Source organism: Rhodococcus wratislaviensis (assembly GCF_900455735.1).
GTDB lineage: Bacteria > Actinomycetota > Actinomycetes > Mycobacteriales > Mycobacteriaceae > Rhodococcus_F > Rhodococcus_F wratislaviensis.
The window spans coordinates 98,025-113,532 of sequence record NZ_UAUI01000006.1; the positions used below are offsets into that span (position 1 = coordinate 98,025).

Genomic DNA, 15,508 nt, shown 5'->3' on the forward strand with positions numbered 1-15,508 from the left:
TCAGATAGAGCTGTGCGCGTGCCACGACGACAGGGGTCGCGACACGCGCACAGTGGGGATTAGGCCAGGTTGACGAGCTCAATCTTGGTGGCGCCGACAGCGGTGGAGATCGCGTCCCGCACCTCGCTCGGCACCTCCCGGTCGACGCGGAGGAGGATGGTCGCACCCTCGCCCTCGGCATCCTGGCTGAGCTGGGCAGCCTGGATGTCGATGCCGGCGTTGCCGAGCTGCGTGCCGATCTTGCCCAGCGCGCCGGGCTGATCGGTGTAGTTGACCACCAGGTTGAGACCCTCGGCGCGCAGTTCGAAGTTGCGGCCGTTGATGTTGACGATCTTCTCGACCTGCTGCGGGCCGGTCAGCGTGCCCGAGACGTTGATGACACTGCCGTCGCCGAACACGGCGCGCAGGTCCACGACGCTGCGGTGGTTGGGGCTTTCCGCGGCCTTGGTGACCTCGGCTGTGACACCGCGCTCTTCCGCCAGTGCGGGAGCGTTGACGAACGTGACCGCGTCCTCGATGACGGCGGAGAACACACCGCGAAGAGCCGAGAGCGCGAGCACCTCGACGTCCTCGGAGGCGAGCTCGCCGCGCACGTCGACGGACAGGTTGACGGGCAGTTCACCCGACAGAGCGCCGATGAGCACACCCTGCTTGCGGACGATCTCGAGCCACGGGGCAACTTCCTCGCCCACGGCTCCACCCGACACGTTGACGGCGTCCGGAACGAAATCGCCTGCGAGAGCAAGCAGTACGGACTTCGCGACGTCGGTGCCGGCGCGGTCCTGAGCCTCGCTCGTGGAGGCACCGAGGTGCGGCGTCACGACGACCTCGGGCAGGTCGAACAACGGGCTGTCGGTGCAGGGCTCGGTCTCGAACACGTCCAGGCCCGCGGCGCGCACGTGACCCGACTTGATGGCCTCGGCCAGCGCGGCCTCGTCGATCAGACCACCACGGGCAGCGTTGACGATGACGACGCCCTTCTTGGTCTTCGCCAGGTTCTCCGTGCCGAGCAGTCCCTTGGTCTCGGGGGTCTTGGGGAGGTGCACGGAGATGAGGTCGGCGCGCTCGAGCAGTTCGTCGAGGGTGACCAGTTCGATGCCGAGCTGCGCGGCGCGGGCGGCCGACACGTAGGGGTCGTACGCGATGACGTGCGTCTCGAACGCGGCGAGACGCTGCGCGAACAGCTGGCCGATCCGGCCGAGGCCGACGACGCCGACGGTCTTGCCGAAGATCTCGACACCGTTGAACTTGCTGCGCTTCCATTCGCGGTCGCGCAGGGTGGCGTCGGCCGCGGGGATCTGGCGGGCGGTGGCGAGCATCAGCGCGACGGCGTGCTCGGCGGCCGTGTGGATGTTGGACGTCGGGGCGTTGACGACCATGACACCGCGCTCGGTGGCCGCGGGCACGTCGACGTTGTCGAGGCCGACGCCCGCACGGGCGACGATCTTGAGCTTGGTACCGGCCGCCAGGACTTCGGCGTCCACGGTGGTGGCGGAACGGACGAGGATCGCGTCGGCCTCGGGCACCGCCGCGAGCAGGGCCGGGCGATCAGGTCCGTCGACCCATCGCACCTCCACACCGTCGCCCAATGCCTCGACGGTGGACGGCGCGAGCTTGTCGGCGATCAGAACTACAGGACGGCCTGGCTGGCTCACGTGCAAACTCCCTGAATAGGTGGGTGTGGGGGTGTTTTAACCACACACAGCTTAGTCCGCCCTCACAGGGAAACCGCATCCTGGTCTCCGATACCACATAGTGGACGCCTGCAACAACGGAATCGGACACGAAACAACACCGGCCCAATGTCGCATCGGGGGCCTCTGACGAGACCGATGCGACATCGGGCCGGTGATTCGGTGGAACTGTAAAGCAGTGAAACCTAGGCCGTTTCGGTGATCGGGCGATCGACCCAGCTCATCAGGTCGCGCAGCTTCTTGCCGGTGACCTCGATGGGGTGCTCGGCGTTGGCCTTGCGCAGGCCCTCGAGTTCGGTGTTGCCGTTCTCGACGTTGGCGACGAGGCGGCGGGTGAACTCACCCGACTGGATGTCGGCCAGGATCGCCTTCATGCGCTCCTTGGTGCCGGCGTCGATGACGCGCGGGCCGGAGAGGTAGCCACCGAACTCCGCGGTGTCGGACACCGAGTAGTTCATGCGGGCGATGCCACCCTCGTACATGAGGTCGACGATGAGCTTGAGCTCGTGCAGCACCTCGAAGTACGCCATCTCGGGCGCGTAGCCGGCCTCGACCATGACCTCGAAACCGGTCTTGACCAGTTCCTCGGTGCCGCCGCAGAGCACGGCCTGCTCGCCGAAGAGGTCCGTCTCGGTCTCTTCCTTGAACGTGGTCTTGATGACGCCGGCGCGGGTGCCGCCGATGCCCTTGGCGTAGGACAGCGCGAGGGCCTGGCCCTCACCCTTCGGGTCCTGGTCGATCGCGATGAGCGCGGGAACACCCTTGCCGTCGACGAACTGACGACGCACCAGGTGGCCGGGGCCCTTGGGGGCGACCATGCCGACGGTGACGAACTCCGGAGCCTTGATCAGGTCGAAGTGGATGTTGAGGCCGTGTCCGAAGAACAGCGCGTCGCCGTCCTTCAGGTTGGGCTCGATGTCATTGGTGAAGATCGACGCCTGCGCGGTGTCGGGTGCGAGCACCATGATCACGTCGGCCCACTCGGAGACCTCGGCGGGGGTACCGACGGTCAGGCCCTGCTCTTCGGCCTTCGCGCGGGACTTCGAGCCTTCCTTGAGGCCGATACGCACATCGACGCCCGAGTCGCGCAGGCTCAGCGAGTGCGCGTGGCCCTGGCTTCCGTAACCGATCACAGCGACCTTACGGCCCTGGATGATCGACAGATCGGCATCGTCGTCGTAGAACATCTCGACTGCCACAGTTCAACCTCTTTCTTGGATTTGCGTATCTAAAGTACTAGCGAGTGGCCGTGATGGACTTAGGCCCCCGTCCCACGGCCACGACCCCGGACTGCACGATCTCCCGGATACCGTACGGATCGAGCATCCGCAGCAGCGCATCCAGCTTGGATCGCGTTCCAGTCGCCTCGATCGTGACCGACTCCGGGGAGACGTCGATCACCTTGGCGCGGAACAGATTCACCGTCTCGATCACCTGCGTGCGCACGCTGGCGTCGGCTCGCACCTTGATGAGCACCAGCTCGCGGGCCACGGAGGCCTCACCGTCCTGCTCGACGATCTTGATGACGTTGACGAGCTTGTTGAGCTGCTTGGTCACCTGCTCGAGCGGGAACTCGTCGACGGTCACGACGATGGTCATGCGGGAGATCTCGGGGAGCTCGGTGCCACCGACGGCGAGCGACTCGATGTTGAACCCACGACGGGAGAACAGCGCGGCCACCCTGGCCAGCACGCCCGGCTTGTCCTCGACGAGAACACTGAGGGTGTGGCTGGTGCTCACTGATCTTCCTCCCTGGCCGCTGCGGCCGTGCCCGAACGCTGCTCGCGCTCCATGGCCTCGTGAATGACGGCCGGCTCTGCGGCCGCCTCGTCGTCGTCGAACAGCGGACGGATGCCCCGCGCCGCCATGATCTCGTCGTTGCTCGTGCCCGCCGCGACCATCGGCCACACCTGGGCGTCGGCGCCGACGATGAAGTCGATCACCACGGGCTTGTCGTTGATGGACTGCGCCTCACGGATCGCCGCCTCGACGTCCTCTTCGCGCTCGACGCGAATGCCGTGGCAGCCCAACGCCTCCGCCAGCTTGACGAAGTCGGGGATGCGGATCGCGCCGTGCGTGCCGAGGTTGGTGTTGGAGTAGCGCTGGTCGTAGAACAGCGTCTGCCACTGGCGCACCATGCCGAGGTTGCCGTTGTTGATGAGCGCAACCTTGATCGGGATGCCCTCGAGCGCGCAGGTGGCGAGTTCCTGATTGGTCATCTGGAAGCAGCCGTCACCGTCGATGGCCCACACCTCGGTGTCGGGCATGCCCATCTTGGCGCCCATCGCGGCGGGCACGGCGTAGCCCATCGTGCCGAGACCGCCGGAGTTCAGCCAGGTGCGCGGCTTCTCGTAGTTGACGAACTGTGCGGCCCACATCTGGTGCTGTCCGACGCCGGCGCAGTAGATCGCGTCGGGACCGGCGAGCTTGCCGACCGACTGGATCACGTACTCCGGGGACAGCGCGCCGTCGGACGGACGGTCGTAGCTGAGCGGGTACGTGCGACGGATTCCGTCGAGGTACGCCCACCACTCGGTGAGGTCCAGCGTGGTTCCGGTGGCCAGGTCGGCCTTGATCGCCTCGATCAGTTCGACGATGACCTCTTTGCAGTCGCCGACGATCGGGACGTCCGCGTACCGGTTCTTGCCGATCTCCGCCGGGTCGATGTCGGCGTGGATGACCTTGGCGTCGGGGGCGAACGAATCGAGCTGACCGGTGACGCGGTCGTCGAAGCGCGCACCGAGCGTGATCAGCAGGTCGCTGCGCTGCAGTGCCGCCACCGCGGCGACCGTGCCGTGCATACCGGGCATGCCGCAGTTCAGCGTGTGGCTGTCCGGGAACGCGCCGCGCGCCATGAGGGTGGTGACCACCGGAATGCCGGTGAGCTCGGCCAGTTCGAGCAGCTCCGGAGACGATTCCGACTTGATGACGCCACCACCGACGTACAGCACCGGGTGCTTCGCGTCGGCGATCAGGCGGGCCGCCTCGCGGACCTGCTTGCCGTGCGGCTTGGTGACGGGACGGTATCCGGGCAGCCGCATCTCCGGCGGCCACGAGAACGTGGTCTGCGCTTGGAGAACGTCCTTCGGGATGTCGACGAGCACTGCGCCGGGACGACCGCTGGAGGCGAGATAGAAGGCCTCCGCGATGATCCGGGGGATGTCGACGCCGTCGGTGATGAGGAAGTTGTGCTTGGTGATCGGCATCGTGATGCCGGAGATGTCGGCTTCCTGGAACGCATCCGTACCGATGAGCCCGCGGCCGACCTGTCCGGTGATGGCCACGACCGGAACGGAGTCCATCTGCGCGTCGGCGAGCGGTGTCACGAGGTTGGTCGCACCGGGCCCGGACGTCGCCATACAGACGCCGACCTTGCCGGTCGCCTGGGCATACCCGGTGGCAGCGTGGCCTGCACCCTGCTCGTGACGGACGAGCACGTGCCGGACCTTCTTCGAGTCGAAGAGCGGGTCGTAGACAGGCAGAACGGCACCACCCGGAATGCCGAATACCGTGTCGACCTCGAGCTCCTCGAGGGCTCGGACCACGGACTGGGCGCCGCTGACCCGCTCGGGGGCGAGTTGGCGGCGGCTACCGGTCTGAGTCGCGGCGGCCGCGGTCGTCGGGCTTGCTGCCCCCGACTTGCGCGGCGTGGGTTGAGGCCGTGCGGTTGGTGCGCTCACTGGGAAATCCTCTGATTCTGGCTCCGGGCAACAAAAAACCCCCGTCAGCTGATGCTGTACGAGGGTGGCGCGTCGTTATCTGGCGAGTTGAAGGAATCGACTCAGGCGACGACGCGCCGGCCGATTACGAGCAACTCATTCTGTTTCACGCGCTCGACGGTAGGCGCGCTAATAGCGAACAGTCAACTTGGTGAGTCGGCCGTCCCAGAATATGAGATACATCGGCTGCGGTGCGAAGATGTAGAGGTGTCAACTCCGCAGCAGCCCGTGCCACCAGAATCATCATCCCACACGACGAACCCACCCAAGCAGGTCATCCGGATTTCTCCCCTGGCCTATCTGGGATGCGCCTTCCTCCTGTTCGCCGTGTCGTTCCCCATCTTCGGCTGGCCCGCCGCCTTCGGCTGGCTCGTGATCGCCCCGATCGCCGCGGTGGCCTGGGTCGCGCGGGTGCGCACCACGGTCACGTCCGACGGACTCGAGGTGCGCCGGCTGTTCGGCGGCCGGTCGCTGGCGTGGTCCGAGATCACGGGATTCCGGTTCCCCAAGCGCGGCTGGGCCCGGGCGACGCTGGCCGACGGGGGCGAGGTGACCCTGCCCGTCGTCACGTTCGACCGCCTTCCCGAGATCGCCGAGGCGAGCGGCGGCCGCATCACCGACCCGTACGCGGCAGCCGCCGCGGCGGACGAAGCGGCCGACCACGCCGGCGCCGAATCGAACGGCGAGCAGCCCGTGAAGAACCGGCCGGACACAGACGGGGAATAGTGCGCGAGTAGCGTTTGTCAGTACTTCCGTACGCTGACTAAGGAATACGCTCATGCCCCCGCTGAGGTCCCGAACCACCACCGCAGGACGAAATGCCGCAGGCGCCCGCGCGCTGTGGCGCGCCACCGGAATGACCGACTCCGACTTCGGGAAGCCGATCGTCGCGATCGCGAACTCGTACACGCAGTTCGTTCCCGGGCACGTCCACCTGAAGAACGTCGGCGACATCGTCGCCGACGCCGTCCGCGCCGCCGGTGGTGTACCTCGCGAGTTCCATACGATCGCTGTCGACGACGGCATCGCGATGGGACACGGCGGCATGCTGTATTCCCTTCCCAGCCGCGAGATCATCGCCGACTCCGTCGAGTACATGGTCAACGCGCACACCGCCGACGCACTCGTGTGCATCTCCAACTGCGACAAGATCACCCCCGGAATGCTCAATGCCGCACTGCGTTTGAACGTTCCCACAGTGTTCGTGTCCGGCGGTCCGATGGAGGCAGGCAAGGCGGTGGTCGTGAACGGTGTCGCCCAGGCACCGACCGACCTCATCACGGCGATCTCGGCGAGCGCCAACGACCAGGTCGACGACGAAGGACTGTCCGAGGTCGAGCGCAGCGCCTGCCCCACGTGCGGGTCGTGCTCGGGCATGTTCACCGCGAACTCCATGAACTGCCTCACCGAGGCGCTCGGTCTGGCGTTGCCGGGCAACGGTTCCACGCTGGCCACCCACGAGGCCCGTCGCGCGCTGTTCACCCGTGCGGGAACCACCGTCGTCGAAGCCGCACTGCGGTACTACCGGGACGACGACGACTCCGTCCTCCCCCGCAACATCGCGACGCCCGCCGCGTTCCGCAACGCGATGGCACTGGACGTCGCGATGGGCGGGTCCACCAACACGGTCCTGCACACCCTCGCGGCCGCGCAGGAGGGTGAGGTCCACGACTTCGACCTCGACAAGATCGACGAGATCAGCCGCAAGGTTCCGTGTCTGTCGAAGGTCTCGCCCAACTCGGACTACCACATGGAGGACGTGCACCGGGCGGGCGGAATCCCCGCGATCCTCGGCGAACTCCGGCGGGCCGGACTGCTCGAGAGCGACGTCTCGACCGTGCACACGAAGAGCTTCGACGAGTGGCTCGACACGTGGGACATCCGGTCCGGCAAGGCATCCGACGAGGCCGTCGAACTCTTCCACGCCGCACCGGGCGGTGTCCGCACCACCGAGCCGTTCTCGACGAGCAACCGCTGGTCGTCGCTCGACACGGACGCCGCCAACGGCTGCATCCGCGACTTCGAGCACAAGCACACGGTCGAGGGCGGCCTGGCCGTGCTGCGCGGCAACATCGCCGTCGACGGCGCTGTCATCAAGACGGCGGGCATCGACGAAGACCTGTTCCACTTCCAGGGTCCCGCGCGCGTCGTGGAGTCTCAGGAAGAGGCGGTGTCGGTGATCCTCGGCAAGAAGATTCAGCCCGGTGAGGTCCTCGTCGTGCGCTACGAGGGTCCCGCAGGCGGCCCGGGCATGCAGGAGATGCTGCACCCCACCGCATTCCTCAAGGGCTCCGGCCTCGGGAAGAAGTGCGCGCTGATCACCGACGGCCGATTCTCCGGCGGTTCCTCGGGACTGTCCATCGGCCACATCTCCCCCGAGGCCGCCAGCGGCGGCGCCATCGGCCTGGTGGAGGACGGCGACCAGATCCTCATCGACATCGCGACCCGCACGCTGAAGCTCCTCGTCGACGACGCGGTGCTCGCCGAGCGCCGGGCGAAGATGGAGTCTTCCGAGCGTCCGTGGCAGCCGGTGAATCGCGAACGCACCGTCACCACGGCCCTGCGGGCGTACGCCGCGCTGGCCACGTCCGCAGACAAGGGCGCGGTCCGTCAGGTCCCCTGACGCCCCGCACCGGGCGCACCGAGCAGACACGAAGCCGGGTGCCGCAGCAGGAGCTTCCTGCCGCGGCACCCGGCTTCCGTCGTCGGTGCGCCCACCGATTCCGCCGCGGATGTGACCGCGCTCACGGGTGATCAACTCGCTCAGGCGGCAACACCCCAGAACAGGTTCTACTGATCGAATTGATCAGTTGGGCCCGCGCTTCTTGCACACGGCGCTCAGTAGTGGTTCCCTCAGTTGGCCGTTGAGACCTACATCACAATCGGCAGCACCACCGGAACATCTCCGGCCCACGAGGCCATCGGGAACACAACCAAGGAGCGACACATGCCAGGAGTCGGCATTTGGCGAACGAAATCCGTTGAGCAATCGATAGCGGACACCGACGAACCCGACACCCGGCTGCGGAGGGAACTCACCGCGAAGGACCTCACCGTCTTCGGTGTCGCCGTCGTGATCGGCGCCGGCATCTTCACGCTCACCGCCCGGACTGCAGGCAACGTCGCCGGGCCGTCCATCTCGCTCGCCTTCGTCCTCGCCGCCATCGCGTGCGGCCTGGCCGCCCTCTGTTACGCCGAGTTCGCATCCACCGTCCCCGTCGCGGGCAGTGCGTACACGTTCTCCTACGCCACCTTCGGCGAGTTCGTCGCCTGGATCATCGGCTGGGACCTCATCCTCGAATTCGCCCTCGCAGCGGCCGTCGTCTCCAAGGGCTGGTCGCTCTATCTGGGTAACGTCCTCGGGTTCAGCGGATCCACCACAGCCCACCTCGGTCCCATCGACTTCGACTGGGGCTCGCTGATCATCGTCGGCGGCATCACGATCGTGCTCGCCATCGGGACCAAGGTGTCCTCGCGCGTGTCCGCCGTCATCACGGCCATCAAGATCGCCGTCGTCCTCCTCGTCATCGCCGTGGGCGTCTTCTACATCAAGAAGGAGAACTACGCCCCGTACATCCCGCCCGCCGAGAGCAACGGCAGCGCCGCGCAGGGTGTGCACCAGACCCTCTTCTCCTTCCTCTCCGGAGCCGACGGCAGCAGCTACGGCTGGTACGGCCTCCTCGCCGCAGCGAGCCTCGTCTTCTTCGCCTTCATCGGATTCGACGTCGTCGCCACCACCGCCGAAGAGACCAAGAACCCGCAGAAGGCGCTCCCCCGCGGCATTCTCGGCTCGCTCGCCATCGTCACCGTGCTCTACGTCGCCGTCACCCTCGTGCTCACCGGCATGGTGAAGTACACCGACCTCAAGACCGGTAGCCCGCTCGTCGGCGACAGCAGTGCCACCCTCGCAACCGCCTTCGAGGCACACGGCATCACCTGGGCCCAGACCGCGATCAACTTCGGTGGGCTCGCGGGCCTCACCACCGTCGTGATGGTGATGATGCTCGGCCAGACACGTGTCCTGTTCGCCATGTCCCGCGACGGACTGGTGCCCCGTGGTCTCGCCAAGACCGGCAAGAACGGCAGCCCGGTCCGCATCACCCTGTTCGTCGGCGCCGTGGTCGCACTCCTCGCCGCCTTCTTCCCGATGGGCACGCTCGAGGAGATGGTGAACATCGGCACCCTCTTCGCGTTCGTCCTCGTCTGCATCGGCGTCATCATCCTCCGCCGCACGCGTCCCGACCTGCCCCGCGGATTCCGCGTTCCGCTGGTCCCGCTCGTCCCCATCCTCGCCGTCCTGGCCTGCGGGTGGCTGATGCTGAACCTGTCGGTCGAGACCTGGATCCGGTTCCTCGTGTGGATGGCCCTCGGCGTCGTCGTCTACCTCGCCTACGGCCGGCGCAAGTCGGTCCTCGGACAGAAGCTCGCCGCACAGGCCGGCCCGCCCGAGGAGGAGAACATCCCGGAACTCGTCCAACGCTGATCTCTGACGAAAACGACTGCGCCGCACTCCCGATCCGGGGTGCGGCGCAGTCGTGTATGCAAGAGACGCTCAGATGAGCGGGTTGGCGCCGTTCAGGAAGATCCACACGCAGACACCGGCGGCGACGCCCAGGATCAGTGCCGCGAACGACCCGATGAACGGGCGCGTCGCCCAGCCCCGGCGGCCGTCGAGCGAGATGCGTCCCGGCCCGGTGAGAATGATCACGCCGGCGCACACACCCAGCAGCGTCTCGTACTCGGTGCCTGCGGGCGCGAAGTACTCGAGCCCCGGTTCCGCGATCTGCCGGAACGCCCACGCATTGATCATCACGGCCAGCACCGAGGCCGCGGCCAGCGGGGTGACGAGGCCGAGGATCAGCAGTGCACCGCCTGCGACCTCACCGATCGCACCCAGGATCGCGAGCAGTTTCGCCTGCTGGAACCCCGAGTTCACGAGCACCTCTTCGAACCCGTCGAGTCCCGGACCGTTCCACATCCCCGTCAGCTTCTGCAGACCGTGCACGAGTGCCGTTCCGCCGACCGCGAGTCGCAGGGCCAGCAGTCCGAGGTCCAGGGTGCCGCGGCCGATCTTCACGTCGCCCTCGCCGATCCGGTCGGTCGACGAATCACCCGCCGTGGCCCCGAGGGATGCGCCGGAACCCGCGCCGATCACCTGCGTCGGCTGGTCCGACATGTCGGACGCCCCCGACTGCCGGTACGCGGGGATCTGCTCGGTGGGGAGACCGGCGCCGCGCGCATCGCCGTAGTCGAGTTCGTCATCGGTGTGCGGCAGACGCTGCCCCGCGGAACCGGACGTCGGCGTGGCCGACGGAAAGCGCTCGGTGGGAAGGTCGTAAGGGCTCGAGACCTTGCCGTAGCCGGGTGAGGCGCTCTGGTCCGCAGCACCCTGGTCCGACGACTCGCTGGGGTCTTTCCGCATGTCAGTCACACCGTCAAGCCTAGGTCGACCGGCCGGACATCGCTGGTAGGCGGAACCGGCGTGGCGGCGACCTCGCACTCTTCCGTAACGTCTCCATCATGATGGTGGGTGGGCGGCGCCGCACGGCGTCCCGCAAGATGGCGATGTCCGCACTGTGCGTGACGGCGGTCCTCGCCGCCGGATGCGCGAAATTCGACGACTCCGCGTCCTCCCCCTTCACACCCGAACCGACGGGCGCGTCGGCGGGCGAGGTGGAACCGGAGAACCCGCCGCCGTCCACCACGACCACCCCACCGCCGAGCGGGCCGCTCGGGCCGTGCCAGGATCCCGACCCCAGCGTGATCGCCACCTGCCTCGACACCACCGGCGGACTCGTCGTCCTCCCCGACGGGGCCACCGCCCTGGTCGCGGAGCGGCGGACCGGACGCATCCTGCAGGTCGCCCAGGGGCAGACCCCCAAGGAGATCGCGCACGTCGACGTCGACGGCAGCACCGACGGTGGACTCCTCGACATCGCGCTGTCGCCGAGTTTCGTCGAGGACAACCTCATCTACGCGTACGTCACGACCCCGACCGACAACCGGGTGGTGCGGATCGCACCGGGAGACTCCGCCAAGGAAGTTCTCGGCGGGATCCCGCGCGGAGACGCGGGCAACGCCGGGTCGCTCGAGTTCTCGGGCGACGAACTGATGGTCCTCACCGGCAACGCGGGCAACGCCGCCGCGGCCGCCGATCCGGCGTCCCTCGCCGGGAAACTGCTGAAGGTCACCGCCCTGTCGCCCGCACCGACTCCGGCGCAGCCCCGCCCTCAGGTGGTGCTGTCGGGCATCGGGACCGCCGGCGGGGTGTGCGTCGACCCGGGTGTGGCCGTGTGGGTCACCGACCGCACCGCGTTGGAGGACCGGCTCCTGCGGGTCAGCGCCGACGGAGCCGTGTCATCTCCGGTGTGGACGTGGCCGGAGCGGCCCGGCGTCGGCGGCTGCGTCGCCGCCGGTGACGTCGTGGCGGTGTCACTGAGCACCGCGAAGGCCATGTCCGCACTCGCTGCCGACCCCGGCACGGGAGCCGTCACGACAGCCCCCGGTGTCATCGTCCAGGACCGGTACGGCCAACTCGGCGGCGCCGCACTCGGACCCGACGGTCTCATCTGGGTGAGCACCGTCAACAAGACCGCCGGTCAGCCCGGACCCAACGACGACCGTGTGATCAAGATGCCCCTGCCCTCCGGTGGCGGCGGATTCGACTGACGGCCCGCCCCCGTCGAAACGAACGGGACGCTCGTTCGGTTCATCCGAACGAGCGTCCCGTTGGTGCAGACGGAGATCAGCCGCAGGCCTCGATGACCAGTTCCTTGACGCGGGCCGGGTCGGCCTGACCACGCGTGGCCTTCATCACGTCGCCGACGATCTTGCCCGCCGCCGCGACCTTGCCGCCGCGAATCTTCTCGGCGATGTCGGGGTTCGCGGCCAGAGCCTCGTCGACGGCCGCCTTCAGCTTCGTGTCGTCGCGTTCGACGACCAGCTCGGGGTGGTTCGCGACGACCTGCTCGGGGTCGCCCTCACCCTCGAGGACGTGGTCGACCACCTGGCGGGCCACCTTGTTGTTGAGCTTCCCGCTGTCGATCAGCGCGACCACCTGCGCGACCTGGGCCGGCGTGATCGGCAGTTCGGCGAGTTCCACCCCGCGGGTGTTCGCCTGCTGCGCCAGGTACGACACCCACCAGGACCGCGCGGCCTCCGGGGACGCACCGGCCTCGACGGTGGCGATGACGAGGTCGAGGGCGCCCGCATTGACGAGGTCGCGCATGACCTCGTCGGAGACACCCCAGTCGGCCTGGATCCGGGCACGGCGGACCCACGGCAGCTCCGGCAGGGTGCCACGCAGTTCCTCGATCCATTCCGCGCTGGGCGCGACCGGCTCGAGGTCGGGCTCCGGGAAGTAGCGGTAGTCCTCGGCGGTCTCCTTGCGGCGGCCCGGCGACGTGGTCCCGTCGGCCTCCTGGAAGTGCCGGGTCTCCTGGATCACCTCACCGCCGGCCTCCAGCACAGCGGCCTGCCGGCGCATCTCGTACCGCACCGCCACCTCGACGCTCTTGAGGGAGTTGACGTTCTTCGTCTCGGTGCGGGTCCCGAGTTCGGTCGCCCCGATCGGCATCAGAGATGCGTTGGCATCGCAGCGCATCGAACCCTGGTCCATGCGGACGTCGGAGACGTTCAGCGACTTCAGCAGGTCGCGCAGCGCGGTGACGTACGCGCGGGCCACCTCGGGGGCGCGGGCACCGGCGCCGCTGATGGTCTTGGTGACGATCTCGACCAGCGGGACCCCGGCGCGGTTGTAGTCGAGCAGCGAATGGCTGGCACCGTGGATACGCCCGGTCGCGCCGCCGACGTGCAGCGACTTTCCGGTGTCCTCTTCCATGTGCGCGCGCTCGATCTCCACGCGCCACGTGGTGCCGTCGTCGAGGACGACGTCGAGGTAACCGTCGGTGGCGATCGGCTCGTCGTACTGGGAGATCTGGTAGTTCTTCGGCTGATCCGGGTAGAAGTAGTTCTTCCGCGCGAACCGGCCCCACGGTGTGATGGAACAGTTCAGTGCGAGCCCGATCCGGATCGCGGACTCGACCGCCGCCTCGTTCACGACGGGCAACGACCCGGGCAGACCGAGGCACACCGGGCACACCTGCGTGTTCGGCTCGGCACCGAACTCGGTGGGGCACGGGCAGAACATCTTCGTTTCGGTGCCGAGCTCTACGTGCACCTCCATGCCGAGAACAGGCTCGTACTTGGCGAGCACTTCGTCGTAGTCGAGGAGGTCCGGAGCGTCGACAGCAGTCATGCCACAGAGTTTATGCGTCCGGGCGTTCACCGAAAAACGCGGTCAGCCGAAAAATGCGGCCGCCTCCTCGTACCGCTCCCGCGGCACCGTCTTGAGGCGCCGGGTCGCCTCCTCGAGCGGCACGAGGTCGATCGACGTGCCGTGCAGGGCCACCATGTTGCCGAAGTCGCCGCGGTGGACCGCGTCGGTGGCGTGCACCCCGAAGCGGGTGGCGAGCACCCGGTCGTACGGCGTCGGGGTTCCACCCCGCTGCACGTGCCCGAGCACCGTCGTCCGCACCTCCTTGCCGATGCGGCGGACGATCTCGTCGCCGAGCTGCTGCGCGACGCCGGTGAATCGTTTGTGACCGAACTCGTCGATGCCGCCTTCGCGCAGACTCATCGACTCCGGGGTCGGAGTGGCCCCCTCGGCGACGACGCAGATGAAATGCGAATCGCCGCGCTGGAATCGCTTCTTCACGAGGGAGCAGACTTCGCCGACGTCGAACGGGACCTCGGGAACGAGAGTGAGATGCGCACCGGTCGCGAGCCCGGAGTGCAGCGCGATCCAGCCCGCATGCCGTCCCATCACCTCGACGAGCATCACCCGCTGGTGGGATTCGGCGGTGGTGTGGAGGCGGTCGATCGCGTCGGTCGCGATGGACAGCGCGGTGTCGAAACCGAACGTCACGTCGGTGCAGTCGATGTCGTTGTCGATCGTCTTCGGAACCCCGATCACGGGCACCCCACTCTCGGCGAGCCAGCTGGCGGCCGTGAGCGTTCCCTCCCCGCCGATCGGGATGAGCGCGTCGATCCCGTTGTCGTCGAGCGTCTGGCGGATCTGGTCGAGACCGGCCTTCAATTTGTCGGGGTTGACCCGCGCGGTGCCGAGGATGGTGCCGCCGCGGGTGAGAATTCGGTCGATCCGGTCGTCGTTGGACAGCACGACCTTGCGATCCTCGAGCAGGCCGCGCCAGCCGTCACGGAATCCCACCACCGAGCTGCCGTATCGGCCGGCGGCAGTCCGAACCACCGCCCTGATCACCGCATTCAATCCGGGGCAGTCGCCGCCTCCGGTGAGCATTCCGATCCGCATCCAAGCACCCCTCGTCGTCTCGTGTGGTGATGGTGGTTCTCTTTACACATCTTGCCGCTCGAACCGCGTTCGAGCACCTCGGACCGGCCGGTTCACTCAGCCGGGTGTGACGAGACCGCTCTCGTACGCCAGGACCACTGCCTGTGCGCGGTCGCGCAGATCCAGCTTCGACAGCACTTTGCCGACGTGCGTCTTGACGGTCTGCTCGGCGACGAACAGGCGCTCCGCGATCTCGGTGTTGGACATGCCGCGGGCGATGAGTTCGAGCACCTCGCGTTCGCGGGGCGTCAGCGCCGACAGCGCTGCCGGTTTGCGGCGCGCCGTGCTGCGGCGGCTGGTCACGTCGGCGATGAGTCGCCGGGTGACGGTCGGCGCGAGAAGCGCCTCACCGTCCGCGACCACCCGCACCGCACGGATGAGTTCCTCCGCGGGCGCGTCCTTGAGCATGAAGCCGCTGGCCCCGATGCTCAGCGCCTCGTACACGTAGTCGTCGACGTCGAACGTGGTGAGCATGAGCACCCGCACCGGCGGATCGAAACCGGCCGACAGGATGACGCGGGCCGCGTCGAGTCCGTTCATCTCCGGCATGCGGACGTCCATCAGGACCACGTCGGGCCGCAGACGCCGGACCTCGCTCACCGCCACCGCCCCGTCCGGAGCGTCACCGATGACACTGATGTCGGGCTGTGAGGCGAGCAGGGCTCCGAAGCCCTGCCGGACCATAGCCTGGTCGTCGGCGATGAATACGGTGATGGCCACCCAGC

12 protein-coding genes are annotated in these 15,508 nt (G+C 67.7%); 4 read left to right on the top strand and 8 right to left on the bottom strand.

Annotation, left to right across the window (positions count from 1 at the left end):
- Window positions 1-59: 59 nt before the first annotated feature.
- The 4 genes from serA to DTA22_RS10600 form a co-directional block, all read right to left on the bottom strand.
- The gene (serA, locus tag DTA22_RS10585; RefSeq protein ID WP_005240386.1) at window positions 60-1,655 is read right to left on the bottom strand and encodes a phosphoglycerate dehydrogenase; all 1,596 of its coding nucleotides are present in this window, start codon (window positions 1,653-1,655) and stop codon (window positions 60-62) included.
- A gap of 224 nt (window positions 1,656-1,879) precedes the next feature.
- A complete protein-coding gene (gene ilvC, locus DTA22_RS10590; RefSeq protein ID WP_061700158.1) occupies window positions 1,880-2,881 on the bottom strand; it encodes a ketol-acid reductoisomerase in 1,002 nt (333 codons plus the stop codon).
- 49 nt (window positions 2,882-2,930) lie between these two features.
- A complete protein-coding gene (gene ilvN, locus DTA22_RS10595) occupies window positions 2,931-3,434 on the bottom strand; it encodes an acetolactate synthase small subunit (RefSeq protein ID WP_015890233.1) in 504 nt (167 codons plus the stop codon).
- Window positions 3,431-5,374: an acetolactate synthase large subunit gene (locus DTA22_RS10600; protein WP_037245447.1), complete on the bottom strand. Its 1,944-nt coding sequence runs from the start codon at window positions 5,372-5,374 to the stop codon at window positions 3,431-3,433. Before DTA22_RS10600 ends, ilvN begins: the two co-directional genes overlap by 4 nt.
- Window positions 5,375-5,641: 267 nt before the next feature.
- Here DTA22_RS10600 and DTA22_RS10605 point away from each other — a divergent pair, with 267 nt between their 5' ends.
- The 3 genes from DTA22_RS10605 (at window position 5,642) to DTA22_RS10615 (ending at window position 9,896) form a co-directional block, all read left to right on the top strand.
- On the top strand, window positions 5,642-6,139 hold the full coding sequence (locus tag DTA22_RS10605; protein WP_037245444.1) for a PH domain-containing protein: 498 nt from the start codon (window positions 5,642-5,644) through the stop codon (window positions 6,137-6,139).
- 52 nt (window positions 6,140-6,191) lie between these two features.
- Entirely contained in the window at window positions 6,192-8,036 is a 1,845-nt protein-coding gene (ilvD, locus tag DTA22_RS10610; RefSeq protein WP_112299396.1) for a dihydroxy-acid dehydratase, read from the top strand.
- Window positions 8,037-8,360: 324 nt separating this feature from the next.
- A complete protein-coding gene (locus DTA22_RS10615; RefSeq protein ID WP_112299397.1) occupies window positions 8,361-9,896 on the top strand; it encodes an amino acid permease in 1,536 nt (511 codons plus the stop codon).
- A 69-nt stretch (window positions 9,897-9,965) separates the two neighbouring features.
- Here DTA22_RS10615 and DTA22_RS10620 read toward each other — a convergent pair whose 3' ends face one another.
- Complete coding sequence (locus tag DTA22_RS10620) at window positions 9,966-10,835, bottom strand: DoxX family protein (RefSeq protein WP_037245435.1); 870 nt, start codon at window positions 10,833-10,835, stop codon at window positions 9,966-9,968.
- Window positions 10,836-10,933: 98 nt separating this feature from the next.
- On the opposite strand from DTA22_RS10620, the gene DTA22_RS10625 reads away from it, so the two are divergent.
- A complete protein-coding gene (locus tag DTA22_RS10625; protein ID WP_112299398.1) occupies window positions 10,934-12,082 on the top strand; it encodes a PQQ-dependent sugar dehydrogenase in 1,149 nt (382 codons plus the stop codon).
- A 76-nt stretch (window positions 12,083-12,158) separates the two neighbouring features.
- Here DTA22_RS10625 and gatB read toward each other — a convergent pair whose 3' ends face one another.
- The 3 genes from gatB to DTA22_RS10640 form a co-directional block, all read right to left on the bottom strand.
- A complete protein-coding gene (gene gatB, locus DTA22_RS10630; RefSeq protein WP_112299399.1) occupies window positions 12,159-13,670 on the bottom strand; it encodes an Asp-tRNA(Asn)/Glu-tRNA(Gln) amidotransferase subunit GatB in 1,512 nt (503 codons plus the stop codon).
- Window positions 13,671-13,712: 42 nt separating this feature from the next.
- A complete protein-coding gene (locus tag DTA22_RS10635; protein WP_009479670.1) occupies window positions 13,713-14,744 on the bottom strand; it encodes an ATP-dependent 6-phosphofructokinase in 1,032 nt (343 codons plus the stop codon).
- A 96-nt stretch (window positions 14,745-14,840) separates the two neighbouring features.
- On the bottom strand, window positions 14,841-15,503 hold the full coding sequence (locus DTA22_RS10640; RefSeq protein ID WP_005240363.1) for a response regulator: 663 nt from the start codon (window positions 15,501-15,503) through the stop codon (window positions 14,841-14,843).
- Window positions 15,504-15,508 lie beyond the last annotated feature (5 nt).

Excerpts from the sequence above, each read along its gene's own strand:
- DTA22_RS10635 (WP_009479670.1), bottom strand. The coding sequence starts at position 14,744 with ATGCGGATCGGAATGCTCACCGGAGGCGGCGACTGCCCCGGATTGAAT.
- ilvC (WP_061700158.1), bottom strand. The coding sequence starts at position 2,881 with ATGTTCTACGACGACGATGCCGATCTGTCGATCATCCAGGGCCGTAAG.
- DTA22_RS10625 (WP_112299398.1), top strand. The coding sequence starts at position 10,934 with ATGATGGTGGGTGGGCGGCGCCGCACGGCGTCCCGCAAGATGGCGATG.
- ilvD (WP_112299396.1), top strand. The coding sequence starts at position 6,192 with ATGCCCCCGCTGAGGTCCCGAACCACCACCGCAGGACGAAATGCCGCA.
- DTA22_RS10615 (WP_112299397.1), top strand. The coding sequence starts at position 8,361 with ATGCCAGGAGTCGGCATTTGGCGAACGAAATCCGTTGAGCAATCGATA.
- gatB (WP_112299399.1), bottom strand. The coding sequence starts at position 13,670 with ATGACTGCTGTCGACGCTCCGGACCTCCTCGACTACGACGAAGTGCTC.
- DTA22_RS10620 (WP_037245435.1), bottom strand. The coding sequence starts at position 10,835 with ATGCGGAAAGACCCCAGCGAGTCGTCGGACCAGGGTGCTGCGGACCAG.